General features: G+C 45.6%; 17 protein-coding genes. All 17 read left to right on the top strand.

Going from position 1 to position 15386, the window contains the following annotated elements; genetic code table 11:
- The first annotated feature begins 135 nt into the window (after positions 1–135).
- The 17 genes from WDV75_RS05080 to WDV75_RS22090 all read left to right on the top strand — a co-directional run bounded on the left by WDV75_RS05080 (position 136) and on the right by WDV75_RS22090 (position 15365).
- Positions 136–1665: an MFS transporter gene (locus WDV75_RS05080; RefSeq protein WP_273571806.1), complete on the top strand. Its 1530-nt coding sequence runs from the start codon at positions 136–138 to the stop codon at positions 1663–1665.
- 315 nt (positions 1666–1980) lie between these two features.
- Complete coding sequence (locus WDV75_RS05075) at positions 1981–2169, top strand: hypothetical protein (RefSeq protein ID WP_273571805.1); 189 nt, start codon at positions 1981–1983, stop codon at positions 2167–2169.
- 28 nt (positions 2170–2197) lie between these two features.
- Positions 2198–2449 (top strand): hypothetical protein, encoded by a 252-nt coding sequence (locus tag WDV75_RS05070; protein ID WP_273571804.1) that lies wholly within the window; start codon positions 2198–2200, stop codon positions 2447–2449.
- A gap of 192 nt (positions 2450–2641) precedes the next feature.
- On the top strand, positions 2642–3559 hold the full coding sequence (locus WDV75_RS05065) for an integrase domain-containing protein (protein WP_273571803.1): 918 nt from the start codon (positions 2642–2644) through the stop codon (positions 3557–3559).
- A 153-nt stretch (positions 3560–3712) separates the two neighbouring features.
- A complete protein-coding gene (locus tag WDV75_RS05060; protein WP_273571802.1) occupies positions 3713–4339 on the top strand; it encodes an antirestriction protein in 627 nt (208 codons plus the stop codon).
- A 124-nt stretch (positions 4340–4463) separates the two neighbouring features.
- Positions 4464–5006, top strand: coding sequence for a hypothetical protein (locus WDV75_RS05055; protein WP_273571801.1), 543 nt, complete (start codon positions 4464–4466; stop codon positions 5004–5006).
- Between the two features lie 16 nt (positions 5007–5022).
- The gene (locus WDV75_RS05050; RefSeq protein WP_273571800.1) at positions 5023–5331 is read left to right on the top strand and encodes a TA system toxin CbtA family protein; all 309 of its coding nucleotides are present in this window, start codon (positions 5023–5025) and stop codon (positions 5329–5331) included.
- 89 nt (positions 5332–5420) lie between these two features.
- Complete coding sequence (locus WDV75_RS05045) at positions 5421–6344, top strand: DUF1281 domain-containing protein (protein ID WP_273571799.1); 924 nt, start codon at positions 5421–5423, stop codon at positions 6342–6344.
- A gap of 114 nt (positions 6345–6458) precedes the next feature.
- Positions 6459–7148 (top strand): N-6 DNA methylase, encoded by a 690-nt coding sequence (locus WDV75_RS05040; RefSeq protein ID WP_273571798.1) that lies wholly within the window; start codon positions 6459–6461, stop codon positions 7146–7148.
- A gap of 237 nt (positions 7149–7385) precedes the next feature.
- Positions 7386–8399 (top strand): TraI domain-containing protein, encoded by a 1014-nt coding sequence (locus WDV75_RS05035; protein ID WP_273571797.1) that lies wholly within the window; start codon positions 7386–7388, stop codon positions 8397–8399.
- Positions 8400–8478: 79 nt separating this feature from the next.
- A complete protein-coding gene (locus WDV75_RS05030) occupies positions 8479–9507 on the top strand; it encodes a site-specific integrase (RefSeq protein ID WP_338861198.1) in 1029 nt (342 codons plus the stop codon).
- Positions 9508–9974: 467 nt separating this feature from the next.
- Positions 9975–10898 carry a ParA family protein gene (locus WDV75_RS05025; RefSeq protein ID WP_273571778.1) on the top strand — a complete coding sequence of 308 codons (924 nt, stop codon included), beginning with the start codon at positions 9975–9977 and terminating at the stop codon, positions 10896–10898.
- Entirely contained in the window at positions 10898–12274 is a 1377-nt protein-coding gene (dnaB-PI, locus tag WDV75_RS05020; protein ID WP_273571779.1) for an SPI-7-type island replicative DNA helicase, read from the top strand. The genes WDV75_RS05025 and dnaB-PI overlap by 1 nt, the downstream gene beginning before the upstream one ends.
- Positions 12275–12277: 3 nt before the next feature.
- Positions 12278–13915 (top strand): ParB family protein, encoded by a 1638-nt coding sequence (locus WDV75_RS05015; RefSeq protein WP_273571780.1) that lies wholly within the window; start codon positions 12278–12280, stop codon positions 13913–13915.
- Positions 13905–14543, top strand: a complete 639-nt coding sequence (locus WDV75_RS05010; protein WP_273571781.1) for a DUF7168 domain-containing protein — start codon at positions 13905–13907, stop codon at positions 14541–14543. Before WDV75_RS05015 ends, WDV75_RS05010 begins: the two co-directional genes overlap by 11 nt.
- On the top strand, positions 14515–15117 hold the full coding sequence (locus WDV75_RS05005) for a DUF2857 domain-containing protein (protein WP_273571782.1): 603 nt from the start codon (positions 14515–14517) through the stop codon (positions 15115–15117). Before WDV75_RS05010 ends, WDV75_RS05005 begins: the two co-directional genes overlap by 29 nt.
- 2 nt (positions 15118–15119) lie before the next feature.
- Positions 15120–15365 (top strand): hypothetical protein, encoded by a 246-nt coding sequence (locus WDV75_RS22090; protein ID WP_273571793.1) that lies wholly within the window; start codon positions 15120–15122, stop codon positions 15363–15365.
- Positions 15366–15386: the final 21 nt, after the last annotated feature.

Raw genomic sequence — 15386 nt, 5'->3', positions numbered from 1 at the left:
AATTTAAGTTTAAAATAATAATGAGAACTTATCTTTGGGTAGTTCCGTGAGTGATTATACTTTGCTACTTTAGAGGCAGCTAGATTTATCAAAACTTACAAAAGATATGATTCTAGAGCGAATAGGAGAGCTTTAATGTCAATAAAAACAGGTCAGCGAATAACTTTGAACGAATCACAATCTTGGTTGGCACTTTGTCTGCTTTGTTTACCAACCGCTGTGCTTGCTCTAGATATGAGTGCATTATACTTGGCTTTAGCACACATAGCTGCCTCTCTTGACACTACGTCAGTAGAAGAACTGTGGATTTTAGACATTTACCCACTTATGATCGCTGGATTTCTGATGCCAATGGGAGGAATGAGTGATCGCTGGGGGAATCGTCGCGTCTTATTAATTGGAAGTGCTGCTTTCGCAGTGCTTTCATCTGTAGCTTCCATATCACCGACTTCCTCTATACTAATTATCGTAAGAGCAGCACTTGGTATTGCTGGAGCAACACTTATGCCAGCGACCCTTGGGCTGATAAGTGAGCTATTCCAAAATCCACAACAGCGTAGGCGAGCAATTGCTATATGGACTGCTGCTTTTATGGCTGGATTTGCTCTTGGACCAATAATAGGTGGAGCTTTATTGGAATTTTTTGGATGGGAAGCGATTTTTCTCTTAGCCGTTCCTGTAATACTCCCCTTGCTAATAGCTGGTCCTATAATTTTTCCTAAAGGATTTAAGAGTGAAAACCAAAAACAATACGATTGGATTAGTAGTATACTTTTTCTTGCCACTATACTTCCGCTTGTTTATGGGCTTAAAGAACTTGTCAGTACTGAAACAAAGCTAAGTACTACTTTGATTTTAACGTGGGGATTTGTTGCCGGAGGAGTATTTGTCATTCGTCAATTTAAAGTCAGCAATCCTCTTTTGGATCTTAAAATGATTCTATCCAATGCTGGGCTAGCGACTGCCTTGATGATACTTTTATTGGGGCCTTCTATAATAGGAGGTTTAACCCTTTTTGTACCTCAATACCTCCAGCTTGCTTACGGATTAAGCCCTGTTGTTGCAGGCGCGTTAATTGCACCTGCATCACTTGGACTGCTTATAGGTGCGCTTATATCTCCCACTCTTTCAAGGAAAATGAAAAGCAGTGGAGCAGTTATTGGGACAGGATTTCTCGTGATGTCAGTAGGTCTTGTTACTATAGCGTTTGGAGTTCAATTAGGTCCTATGTGGGTGGTAGCAGGTATTGTTGTGGTGTATTTAGGGTCTGGTCCTTTCGATGCACTAGGTACTGATATTGTAATTTCCTCAGCTCCCGAAGGTAAGAGTGCTTCAGCAGGCGCAGCTGCGGAGACAGCAACTGAACTTGGTATGGGACTAGGTATAGCCCTTTTCGGTACACTAGGGACAGCTGTTTACCAACGAATTTTGACTGGAGGTCTTGCTAGTGGAGATATTAATAGTTCTATTGTAGAACATGCTGCGAATTCATTTTCTATTGCTATAGCAGAAGCCTCCTCGTTGGGTGGAGTTAAAGGAGCATATCTCAGAGAACAAGCAAGTGATGCCTTTGCATCGGGCCTTGCCGTAGTCGCGGGCTCTACTGTAATACTTGCTATATTTTTATCCATAGTATCTTTTATTTTTCTTCGAAAGACGGCTTAAGTTAGTCTCCAAATCGAAAGGTATTGCGGTACAAGAACTTTTAACACCTCACAAGATTATTAATGGTATTAACTCTGGATTAGTTGAGAGCTGGAACCATGACTGATGACGTTTATTGTCGCAGGGTTAATATAAGGAGGAAAACCATTTACCATGGCAATGGTTCTCCTCACACGGTGAATTAAATACAAATTTGACTCTTTTCAACTCAACCGATACAGTGTTTAACTGTAATTATTCAAGATCCACCGCCTGCAAGGATCAGCGTGAAGCGGCGACATTAAAACTCCCGTAGCCTGCAAGGGAGTGCATACCATGCGGTACATCTGCGCACTTTTGGAAGCAGATACCATCAGACCAATAACCCACGATCTGACGGTGAAAGTTTCCCGGTGTTGTTCACCGGCTATTCACACAGCGGGGCTAAACGAACCCTGTCTTACGCTGAATGAGATCGTTTTAACCGGTACAACATTCACCTGCATTTTGCATTTATCACAATAAACGTCCCGAAAACGGCGCGGCGTCACTTGTGTTAAAGCGCAGCGTTTACCAAGTGACGCCGCGAAGCGGCCAACGTCCAGAGCACGTAGAGCCTGACTTTACGGCCGATTTGAACCCCGCATTACTCAGTGAAACCACGCAAAACAGACCATTAACCGCCATTTTGTTTGATTTGCCAACGATCGTCAGGTCTGTTTTTCAACCCGCTGCCTGGCAACAGGCTGATGCAATAAAAAAAGGAGATATGACACACGTCAAGATAATGAGGCGTTCATCCTGAGTGAATCAGGCACTGAACGGGGAGTATTCCACCGCCGTGCTGAGCACGTAGCGAACTCCTGCAAAAACTTAACATAACCCTCGCTCTGCTACACATTGTCTGACGCACCACGGAACGGTGAACCTGAACCGACACGCAGGGATTTGTTTAAAAAATGAATAAAAACAAGGCAAATTAGCAGGAGAGGCGGGCATGGCGCAGAAATCAGCACGTTCGAAAATTGAACGGTTCAGAAAAGAATTTATTACCCACGCCCGGAAAGCGGGCGGGAGTTTTGCCACGGTGGCCGATCGTGAGCGGATTGCCCGACAGTTTCTTGGCTTTCTGAAAGACAATGGCATCAGGCTCCGGCAGATGGACAGCCTGAAAACTCAGCATATTGAGCGCTATATTGCTGAACGTAAAACCCGTCATATCAGTCACCGAACTTTGCAAAATGAGATGTCGGCACTGCGCATGATTCTAGTGCAGGCCGGAAAACACAAGCTGGCCTCCACCGACAATGCGCGTCTGAATAACCGGGCGCTAAGCATTGCGGGTAGCAGCCGTAAGGGAACGAAAATAGCACTGACTCCGGTAGAATTCAGAGAAATCTTTCAGCAGGTCGAACAAAAAGATCGGAGCGTGGCGGCGGTGATGCAACTGGCCTATGTGCTAGGACTGCGGACCAAAGAAGCGGTGGAAGCCTATAAGTCCTTAGCCACCTGGAAAAAAGTGCTGGCAAATGGTCATGAGTCTGTACGAGTGGTGTTTGGCACCAAAGGTGGGCATCCGAGGCCAACGGTGATACTGGATCGGGCAGCACTGCAACACGCCATTGCCTACGCTGAGCGCGAAATGCATCCACGCAGCGGCAAACTGATTGATAAACCGACGATCACGCAGGCTATAGATCGTTACCGGTACGTTGTCCGCAGTGCCGGGCTGACGGGCAATAAAGCGCCACACAGTATGCGCTACCATTTTGCCCAGCAATCCGGCGAACATTACAAAGCGCAGGGATTCAGCACTCGAGAGGTGCTGGCGCTGGTCGCGATGGATTTGGGGCACGGTGACGGGCGCGGGCGTTATATCAAACAGATCTATTATCAGAACGGGGAAACGGAATAGCGTTATTTTCCGCCGAGAGAAAATGAATTACGCATTGACCTTATGACTTCCGTTTATTAGCGTGATAAGGCTTACATATGATCCGGTCGCTTGTGAGGATCACCTTCGGGCAGCGACCCCCACACTCCCGTAGCCTGCAAGGGAGTACACACTGTGTGGTACATCTGCCCACCTTTGGAAGCAGATATCATCGTTATCGATGATGAAGGTTATTTAATCCACCCTGGCACGATGCCAGTCACCCGGGCGGGGAATGTCTTCCCGTCGGGCAGAGGTTCTCCGTCTTTTCTATTTTTACAGGAGAACATGATGCAAAAAAGTGAACTCATCATGCTGGACAGTCCCGCGCTGTCTGCGGCGTTTCCCGGCAAAAAACCACTGGAACGGTTGTTTCTGGGATTTCTGATTGCCAATACCGCCTCACAGTTATGTGGTGAATATCAGTATGAATATTGGGATAAGCGGGATGTCTCTGAACAGCTGACTTATCTGGTGCCGACATCCACCGCCACGTATTCTGTTTATTTGCCGGACAGTGCGTTAACCATCACGCTTTCTGCCGATGCCTTCGGGCTGGCGGTGACGTCAATCGTGCTTGCCCGTATCGCCGCGCTGAATGAGCTGAATGCGGATGCCTGTCGGTTTCGCGAATTGCGGGAATATGCGAAGCAACATCCGGAAAACGGCCTGATAGAGTCAGTCATGACATTGAGACGCCACGAGGACTTTATCAGCCCGTCATTAATCGAAAATCAAAATCATCATCATCATCATCATTGAGGTTATCAGCCTATGTTGCTGTTAACCCTGCTCTTTTCTTAAGCGCCTGACCAGGGAGCCGAAAACACCTGCCCGGCATCGGGCGGGTGTTTTCTTTATTTGACCTTCCATCAAGGAAATACCGATGAACCCGATTTTTTTACCCGTGCCGGCTGAAACCAACCCGGCCTTACGTGAAGATATTTTTACTGCCCAGGTCACCGGCCTGATGCAACCCCCACAAATGCCCCCGTCTCTGCGGGAAGAAACCCTGACGGTGTGCGAAGCTTTCTCGGTTATGGAAGTGGTGCAGCGGCTGAAAGTTATCCATTTGCTGGGGGACTGGCCGGTGCCGGAGACGCCATCCGGTCAGGCGGTGTGTGTGTTTTTTCCGTTAACCGTCATGATTTATGACGCCGGGGACAGAAAAGTGCTCGGTGGCCGGTTTTATGACGAGATTGTCTGGGCGCAGCCGGTGACGCTGGCCTCAGAGTGCCTGTCACTGGAAAAGCGACAGCAGCAGTTGTGTCAGCTGGCGGTACTTGAGCAGGGCTGGCAGAATATCCCGGCCGCCCGGGTCTTGTGGCATGAGGCGCATTTACTGTCGTTGCATGGGATTTCACCCCGTTATCACGCGTGCCGTGAAGTGCAGGATATTCTCCGGCACAGCACGACAGTCAGCGTTTAATGTGTGAGGTATCACCATGGCACCTTTACGTTTAACCGTCTGGCAGGTGATTGCCGGCACGCTGCTGAAACGGCATTTTGGCCTGAACCTGAATGATACGGCCCTGTGTGATGCTGACACCGTGGCTGAACTGATGGCCAGTGGCGTCCCGCCCTTTGAAGCCATCAATGCGTTGGTGGATAAATACGATTTAACCCGGCTGAATGCCCAGGGTATCCAGAGCAGTACACCGTATCTGGGTATTCATGATGAACTGAGGGTGATTTTCGACAGCGGTATTACCGAAACGCTGCTCAGTCAGGACACCGGGTCACCGTCCGAATAACCTATTTTTCAATCACCCATCGGGGGAGCGGTGCCCTGATGGCGCGGTTCCTCCGGTTTATGCTGATTCATCCAATGAGGAACCTGACCATGGCAGAATGGTATACTAATCAACTGGACATCACCGGTAAGTCGGTGTGTATTGACGTAATGCAACAATGGGTCTGCGGGGAAGAACCTCCCCGTTACCGCCAGGCGGTGCAGCAAAGCCTGCGGCTGTTTCTGGCCGGCTGTGCGGGGATACTGAAACCGACTAAACCGCAAACCTATGCGCCTTACCCGGCACTGGTGTACGGCACGGCGGCGCCGACGGCACAGAACCTGGCTTTTGAACAGTGGCTTAAGTTGTTGCAGGATAATGTGCCGTTAAACAGCGACAACATTAAACGGACCGATAACCTGTACCGCCAGTCCTGTCTCAGCCTGTTGCGTTGGGAAAGCGTACCGGCATCGGCGCGTGACATTATCACCCGTCTCCTGACCCGCCAGTATACCGACTGGTTTGGCATGGTGGGCTGGTCTGAAACTATCGATATCGGCGCGTGCTGGGATAAACTGAGTGTCTATCCGGAATCGGCGCAGCCCTGCGATATGCTGATGATAATGCCGACCCGCCTTGCCACCGAGATTAATGGCAACAGTGGCTTGCTCAAAGGCATCGCGACGCCGGCGCAGTTTTACGATGCGCAATACGGTATGGAATGGCCGTTGGGTCACCATGTCCGCTGGGAGCGCCGGCATGTCAGCAGCCTGACCGTGCGCTTTGATTCCCCCTGGGCACCCCCGTCGGCCGAACTGATGGGCGAGCTGTCCTCGGTGTTTGACTGTGAAATCCGCCACGGGTACAGCGAACCGTCAGGAAGCCTCAAAGGCTATGATTGCTATGACCAGGGCGAGCATGTGGACAGCGGCAACGGGCCGTCAGGACGGGAGAGCCGGCCGGCGCTTTATCGGGTCAACGATGACAAACGGGCGGTGAACCTGCCTGTGCCGGCCATTGCCGTTGGGCAGTAACGCGTTATTTAACCCATCATTAATTTATTTTTTATCTTCACTTCAACCGAAAGGGGAAACATTTTCCCTTTTCGGGATGTGTTTTCCCGTTATTTTTTGCAAGGAAAACACGTGATGTCATCACAACTGAATCACCAAAAAGCATTTATCGCACTGTTTAACCAGACGGCACGTGACCACCGTCGTTATCAGGTTTTTCAGGATTTTTGCAATTGTGCGATGGCCGCCATTCACAATAAATACCATTATTGTGAGGAACTGGAGCAGTATTACCTGAAAACCATCAACAAATACGAACGGGAGGATGTTGACCGGATTGTAGAACTTTTTTCCTGTACCGTGCTGGGGCTGGCGCAGGAACCCGGTGATTTTCTGGGCAGTGTGTTTATGGCGCTTGATTTAGGTAATAAAGAACTTAATCAGTTTTTTACTCCCTGGTGCGTGGCCAGAATGATGGCAGAGATGCAGTTGCAGGATGTCTCTGCACGCTTGCAGGAGAAACCCTTTGTCACCCTGTACGAGCCGGCTTGTGGGGCGGGTTGTATGACGCTGGCCGCTGCCGACGTCCTGAGAGCGCAGGGGCATGATCCGTTATGCAGTTTGTGGGTATCAGCGATTGATATTGATCCGCTGGCCGCGGTGATGGCCTACATCCAGCTTGCCCTGACCGGCATCCCGGCCGCGGTCACCATTGGCAATGCCCTGCATAATGGCGGCAGTCAGCGAACCCGCTATACACCCGCACATTATCTGGGTAACTGGCCGAACCGTTTACGGGAGCATCAACAGCCACAGGCAGCCTGAATTTTTTTCAGCATCTATTCTATATATTCTATTACTCTCATGCGCCTTTCGGGGCGCTTTCTTATTTTTGAGTAGTATTAATGCATTGATTTATAGTAAAAATTAAGGTGAGCCGATAAGTGAATCCATGGATAAATCGGGTCAGTTTAATTTTCATTTCTGCAAAAAGAGTTTCTCCTTGTTTCCGACTGGGATTCACCGACACTGAGCCCAATTTGAACCGAAAGAGGAAAGACCATGTTTGCGCGTTTTAAATCGCATTTTGCCCGCCAGTCTGCCACACCGCAAAAATCCCCCGAGCAACAACCGGCCGCCATTCGTGACAGCCGGGGCTATTTTCGGCCGCAATCGGCTGATGAGTTACTGGCAACGCCCCTGCGCCGTCAGTGTCTTCAGCAATTATGGCAAAACAGTGCCTTGCCGGAAGGGCTGTATCAGCGTTTCTATCTTGCACCGGTGAAGCAATTACTGGGCAGTGTCCAGCAAGTACCCGCCACACCGGAAGGTGACTGGTCAGGGGCTGGGGGATTTGCCGACCTGACGCTGCAATTTACCACCTGTGCCGTGCGGCTGGCGAAGGGTCATCTGTTACCACCGGGGGCGGCACCCGAAACGCAGGCGGCACAGAGCCTGTTGTGGCAGGCGGTGGTATTCTGGGCGGCGTTGTTTTACCACCTGCCGTTATTGCGACAACTGGAAGGGGAACTGGAGGACGGGCATGTCTGGCAACCGGGCATGGGTATCCCCGATAAACCGTTTCGTTTCCGTTTTCGCGCGCCGGAGAACATACCGTCGGTTCCGCAGGAAGTGTTGCTGGCTGCCTGTCTGTTACCAGAAAAAGCCATGATGTGGCTGGTGAGCGTACCGGAAGTCTGGCATTGTCTGATGCAGCACCTCAATGGGCGTCCCTCTACTGTTCCGCTGATAGATACATTGCTTCAGGACGCTGCCGGGCAGGTTCATTCCCCTTTGCAGGTAAAACCGGTGAAGGAGGTGACATCCTCTGCCGAAGGCACTCCGGTGCCGGAAACCGCATCCCCGCCTCCCGTCAGTGAAATCACAACCCCACCGCTATCCGTGTCTGATGATACCCTGACGTTATTATCCTTATTTCAGTCACCTGATGGGTCTTCGCCGCAAAATCAGGGGAAAAGTCACCACCCCGCCTCGAAACTGACCAAACGGTCAAAACGGGAGAAAGAAAGTATTGCCCCTGACAGTCACCTTCATTCATCATTTAAAGATAAATAATTCAAACAGTTATTTTTATTTTATTGCCGCGAATTGTTTTTGGACAGGAAACGGCAGGATGAACCGAGGAAAAAATAATATGTTGCACACAGCAGAAACCTTCAGTTGGGAAGCGCTATTAGAAGAGTACTTTTTTTCACATATCCTGAGACCGGATACCGAATGGAGTTATCGTAAGGTCGCACGGGGTTTTATCCGGTTTATGGGGGAAGCGGTATCACCGGCGCAGATCACTCATCGGGATGTGTTGCGGTGGCGGCGCCATCTTCTGGTGGAAAAAAAGCAGTCGAGCCATACCTGGAACAATAAGGTGGCCCACCTGCGGGCGATTTTTAATTTCGGTATGGCGCAAAAACTGCTGCCCCACACCGAAAACCCGTTTAACCACGCCGTGGTTAAAAAAGAGAAGAAAAAGAAGAAGATTTTGAGTCAGCCGCAGATAACCCGTATTAACCTGTTGATGGGGAAGTTTGCGGAAGAAGAAAGAACCGACGTGATGCCACGGGGAGGGCGGTGTGCCCTGTACCCAACCTGGTATTGGTCAACCGTGCTGGCGACATTGCGCTTTACGGGGATGCGCCAGAACCAGTTACTGCACCTGCGGCTGCGGGATATTAACCTGGAAAGCAATTATATTGAACTGGGGCTGGAAGGCAGTAAAAACCACAGCGAATGGGAGATACCGATTATTCCGCAACTCAAACCCCGGCTGGCACAACTCGTGGCAAGGGCGATGGCTGCCGGTGCGGAAGGTAACGATCCGATTTTCGATCTCAGCCGGTTAAGTGTGCCGCACCCCAGCCGGCTTTCCCGTTACCAATATGATATCAATCGGGAAAAACAACAGCTCCGTTCTTTCTTTCGTCGGCTGTCCAGGGAGTGTGATTTTGCTGTCTCGCCTCACCGTTTTCGCCATACCGTGGCAACGACGCTGATGAAAGCGCCGGATCGGAACCTGCCGTTGGTGAAAAGATTACTGGGGCATCGTAATGTCGCGACCACGATGGAATACATTGATCTCGATATGGAAGTGACGGGGAAAACACTGGCGCGGGAGCTGGGGTTGTATACCGATCGTTCTGATGAGCCTGCCGGTGAGAAAGAATAAAACGGATTAAAAAGAACAGGGCGGGTTTCAGTCAGGAGGAGGGGATTGATTGAACCGCCCTGCATCAATAATGGTGGGTATGAAAAGATAATTGATACCGTTCCGGCATCCCGTGAAGTTTATACCTGACTTGACATCAGAATCAATTACTGAAATCATTACCTTAAACAAGAAAAGGGTAACTGATAAAACAGCCACCCTGTCATCTTGTCTTAAATGTTCTTATCAACTAAACAGTACAAACTGAACTGATTAGGCCTTAACATTTAATTAACGATTGATTCTTTTTCGCGCTTTTGTCAGGAAATTTAACAACCTAGGACAAACCCGCATGGAAACTTGGTGCCCGGAGGCGGAATCGAACCACCGACACGGGGATTTTCATCCTGTTGTTTATTAGTGTGAAGTAAATCACTTTCTTCGTTGGCTAGTTGCGCGCTAGAATTTTTATATGTCGAGCGTGCAAAATGGAACAAGTTTTCTCTGCCCTTTCTAAAAGGCCTATAGTTCTTCCTATTGTTTCCCCCAAAGGTGGTGAAGGTAAGTCAACAAAAGCGGCTAATTTGGCCGGATTTTTGGCCGATGCCGGTTTATGCACCCTCCTGTTTGACGGCGATTATTCGCAACCCACGTCCAGCAGTATTTTTCATCTGAAATATGAAGCGCCCGCAGGGCTGTATGAGCTGTTAATGCAAACGGTGGATCTAAATCAGCCAGATCAGTTTATTTCCCGTTCTGCGATCAATAATCTCGATATCATTATCTCCAATGATCCCGACGAACTCCTGCCGACCGCGATGCTGCACGCACCTGACGGGCGTCTTCGCTTGCGCAATATTTTTCAACATCCTATTTTTCATCAATACGATGTCATTATTATTGACTCCAAAGGCGCGGCGGGAGTGATGACGGAACTGGTGGTGTTGGCCGCCACGCACAATGTGCTGGGGATAATTAAACCGATACTACCGGATGTGCGGGAGTTCCTGCGTGGCACGTTGCGAATGTTGACCCGACTGCAATCCTTTGAAAATTACGGTATTCAACTTCCATTGATCCAGATATTGGTCAATGGAATTGAAGGCACGAATTTGGACCGCGACACGCTTAATGAACTGACCGATATTATCGAACAGCAACGCTACGATAAGTCAGCGTTGGGTGGCAGAAAGGTTTATCAGTTGCTGAACACCCGTATCGACCTGCTGGATATCTACAAACTGGGTCATGTCCGCGCTCAGCCTGTTCACCGCCTTGAATATAAAACTACCCGAAAAAGTCCTGCGGCTGCCCAAACTATGTATAGTCTCGCATGTGAATTGTTCCCCGAATGGACAAGTAAATTTAAAACCGTTTTGATTGAACAACCAGTGGGAATGGGGGACGCGTGATGGATAATTTAGAAATATTAGGAATACCTAAAAATATAGACCCATTGGCGTTTTATGCCGAAGAAGCTGAGCAGTCTGTATTAGGCGGTTTAATGTTAGAAAATGATCGCTGGGACGAAGTGGCTCCACTATTGCAACCTGAAGACTTTTTTTCACATGCGCACCGTATTATCTGGCAAAAAATGGCTGAGTTATGCCACGCTAATTTTCCCATTGATTTAATAACACTACAGGATGCGCTGGAAAAATCTGGTCAACTTGAACACGCAGGAGGTTTTGCGTATTTAGCTACGATATCAAAATATACACCAAGTGCAGCTAATATAGTTCATTACGCTGAAATAGTGTCTAAACGAAGTCGTGCAAAAGGACTAATGAACCTTGGAAAAACATTGGTAATTCAGAGCGCAGATCTTAGGACAGATGCACTTCAGCTTTGCGAACAGGCTGAAAAGCAACTATTCCTTTTATCGGAAAAAGGGGCAGTTGCTGAACAACACTCACTAATGGATGTCGTATCGAATGTTATCGATTATCTTGAAAACGCTATTCAGAGCAATGGAATAACAGGAACTCCAACAGGGTTTGCTGATCTCGATAAAAAAACCTGTGGGTTTCAGCCTGGGGATTTAATCTTATTGGGTGCGCGCCCATCTATGGGAAAAACCGCACTAGCAATGGCAATGTCTCAAGGTTCCCTTAATGGTACAGAAGGGGTTGTGCAGTTTTATAGCATCGAAATGCCAGCGGAACAGTTAATTCAGAGATTGGTTAGCGAATTAGCTTCAGTGCCACTTGAGGAAATACGCAGTGGAAATTTAGATGATAGAGATTGGGATAAAATCACCGAAGCCTTAAAGGTGATATCAGATTGGAAAGACAGATTAGTCATTGATGATAGTAGTAATATGACACCTGCTCTACTACGTGCTCGCGCTCGTCGTAATGCGCGTAAATTTGGTAAACCTAATCTTATTGTCATTGACTACTTGCAACTTATGCGTAGTCCAGATCAAGAAAATCGTACGCTAGAAATTGGTGAAATTTCCCGTAGCTTGAAGGCATTAGCAAAAGAATTACGTTGCCCTGTGCTTGCTTTATCTCAATTAAATCGTCAACTAGAACAACGTAAAGATAAACATCCTGTTAATGGTGATCTTCGTGATTCTGGTTCCCTTGAGCAAGACGCGGATCTTATATTGTTTTTGTATCGTGATGAGCTTTACGACCCCAATTCTTTAGATAAAGGAATAGCAGAAATTATTATTAGTAAGCAACGACAAGGGCCGCTAGGAGTAATTAAAGTTCAGTTTGATGGAAGATACACTCGTTTTTCTGATTTTCCACAAGGATATGATTTTGGGATGAGGGGGTAATATATGAAAAAGCAAAAAAATAAAAAATTAGGTGATGCTTTATTACTTGGAAGCTTTTCACCGAATGCGAATATTTCTAATGTTCCTGAAAATCTAGTTATACCAGTGAGTGAAATGCCTATGGTATTAACGCTAGATCAGCTTAACCCAAACCCAGATAACCCTAGAAAGGTGAGGAATCCCCGTTATGATGATATTAAGGCATCGATCAAAGCCCGTGGACTGGATACAGTACCTAAAGTGACTCGAGATCCTGATGGTGACGATACATATATATTTAGTGATGGTGGTAATACCCGCTATCAAATTCTTTCAGAACTATGGCAAGAAACAGGTGATGAGCGTTTTTTTCGAATTCACTGTTTATTCAAACCGTGGCCTGGTCGTTTACATTGTATAATAGGCCATTTGGCAGAAAATGATATGCGTGGCGATTTAACCTTCATAGAAAAAGCGCAAGGAGTTCATAAAGCCAGGACATTGTTTGAAGATAAATTGAGTAAAAAAGTAACATTACGTGAACTTTCTAAGTTACTAGATAAAGAAGGGTTTCCTGTCCATTATTCCAGTATCAGTAAAATGGAAGATGCATTAAATTATTTGTACCCATATATGCCGACCTTATTAGAAAACGGTATGGGTAGAGGTCAAATTGAATCACTACTTTTACTGCGTTCTAATGCTAAACGTGTGGGAAAAGAATTTCTTTCAGATAGCGATGACAAAAACTTACCTGTTGATGTTTTTTCTAATGTTTGCGCTCATCTTGATTCCCCAGAATTATTTTCATTAGATGTATTTCGAGATGAGCTAATTGGAGAGTTAATTAAAAATTGCCCTCATTCATTATTAAATTATGATAGATGGTTATTTGAATTAAATCCTAAAACGCAATCTAAAGGAATTTTTGATAATGTAGATGCAAACCAAACGAAAAATAATGCTGAAGGTGAAGTAAAAGATAAATCTACAACTAAAGAACATCATGACGATATATCTTTTCCAGACAATGAGTCATCAGAATCAAAAGTTGCGGCAAACGTAAAACAGATAAAAGCAACAATTGAAGATGAGCAAGTTGATTTTGTTGACGTTAATAACTCAAGTGAGGAGGAATTTTATAGCACGAAAAAAAATAATACTCCTAATGGTGAATCAGAAAACGAACCAATAGAGACATTAATATCACCATATTTTGAAAGTTTGCCAAGTCAAGGTAAAGAAAGTCAACCGGTAACGTTAAGCGCATTATACCCTATTTCGCCATTGCAGGACGATATTGAACATCTACAAGTAGAAATATTCCGCTCTGTTTTTTCTCTTGTTGATGGATTAGGTATGTCTGAGTTTATTAGCCAAGATAATTCTGAAATGAGATCCTCTGGGTTTAGAGTTAATGAAGGTAATGCACCTGTTCTAACTTTATTGAAATTGTTATCTGGTCATGATGGAGAGGTACTTAATCATGGTTATCTTTGTGAAGTGTTAGTTGGCTCATGTACTGCTGATAAAATAAAAAGTCCAGATTTTGATGATGAATCGATTTTACAGTTCATAAAAATCGTGCGTTTGCTAAGAAGGTTACGTGAATTGCAATCAATATATTTGCTAGATGGAGTCACGAATCTTAATGATGTGTGAAGATAATTTACAATATCTCAAACGTCTAATTAATACTATGCCTCCCTTTTTCAATACAGGGCGGCATAAAAAAGATCATGATGAAAAAGAGTTGAAAAAACTTATCTTTCTGATACGTGAATTTCAGACTGTTGCTATGAAAAATACACAAAAAGAAATTTTTTCAACTCAATTAGTGGAATTGGCTAAACATGAAATAGATTGGAATCTTTTGTTAATGCTCTGCTCAGAAGTTACAGGTTCGGGTGTTTTGCTTCAAAAAAGTGAATTATCTGAACGGTCATTTGATGTTATTTTTTATGGATTAGGTCACCGTTCTGAAATAGCTAAGATATTGTTTATTGAGTTGAAAGATAGGCTGAGGTTGGCAACATATCGTTATTTAAGAAAAAATTTAGAAGTTGAACGTTGTCAATCAACGCCTTTTTCTCTGCTTAGGAAACAAATGAAGCATAAATTTTGTGTGCAGTGGGTTGGGCAATTGTGGATTGAAATGTCACCTTTAAAGCTACATTGCAATGAAATCCATCATATGAATGATTGGAAAGTTGAATTTTATGGTCATTCTGTTGTTGGTTTTCATATTGGGGATCAAAACAATGACAAAGCAATTATCAATGTCAGGTAATAATTTATTAACTAATCTTATTATGGAAATTAAGTCTGGCAACTTAAGGCGTTGTGATTCATTAGGATTAAGTCCAGACGAAATTCGGATGTTGAATAATCTGACACTTGAGGATTTATATTATCTTTCCAAAAGTCAAGTGTCTGTTATTACATATCATATACATCATGAAAACCTATACTTAATTTTAGAGCAATCGCGGTTAGAACAAAAAAGAAACGAGTGTATTGATAGGGCATTAGCATTAGGTGCATCTATAGAAATGATGCATCACTATTTTGGACTCTCTCCTGTAGACGTCAGCACTCGCAGACGATTAGCGAATTTAAGAGTATCTGTTGGACGTTCTTCTAATTTGAGTGAGCAAGCTAGAGAAGCTCTTTGGAGTCGTTGGAAAAAATCCGATATTCAAAATATAAACAGTGCAGAAGGATTTGAAATGATGATGTTGCTGGCAGAAGAATTAGCATTATCACTAACGGCTGTTTGGAATAATCTTCAAGATTTGCTAGAAGTTTCACCTGTAAATACTAAAAAAAGGAGTCTTAAACGTAAAATAAGGAACCTAGTGTGAAGATGAGTGAGCACCACAGATTAATGTATCGAACCAGGATTCCTGAAAAAATTATCAATAAAGCTACAAAACAACTAATTCGTTTTAAGCAGGGGGAGCGAATTTCTATAAAAATGAAATGTGCGGGGAAACAGGGAGGGATATTGAAAATTAATGTAGGTACATTTTGGCGTTTGTTAAGTCGAGACAACGGAAGAAACTGGGAACTAATGACGCACGAACGTTATAACAAGGAAATACTCAAATAGTGAGTGAGTCGTTTTTCTCTG

The organism is Xenorhabdus griffiniae, assembly GCF_037265215.1.
Classification (GTDB): domain Bacteria; phylum Pseudomonadota; class Gammaproteobacteria; order Enterobacterales; family Enterobacteriaceae; genus Xenorhabdus; species Xenorhabdus griffiniae.
Note: the sequence above shows the minus strand (reverse complement) of the source record. Positions and strands in the feature narration are given on the sequence as shown.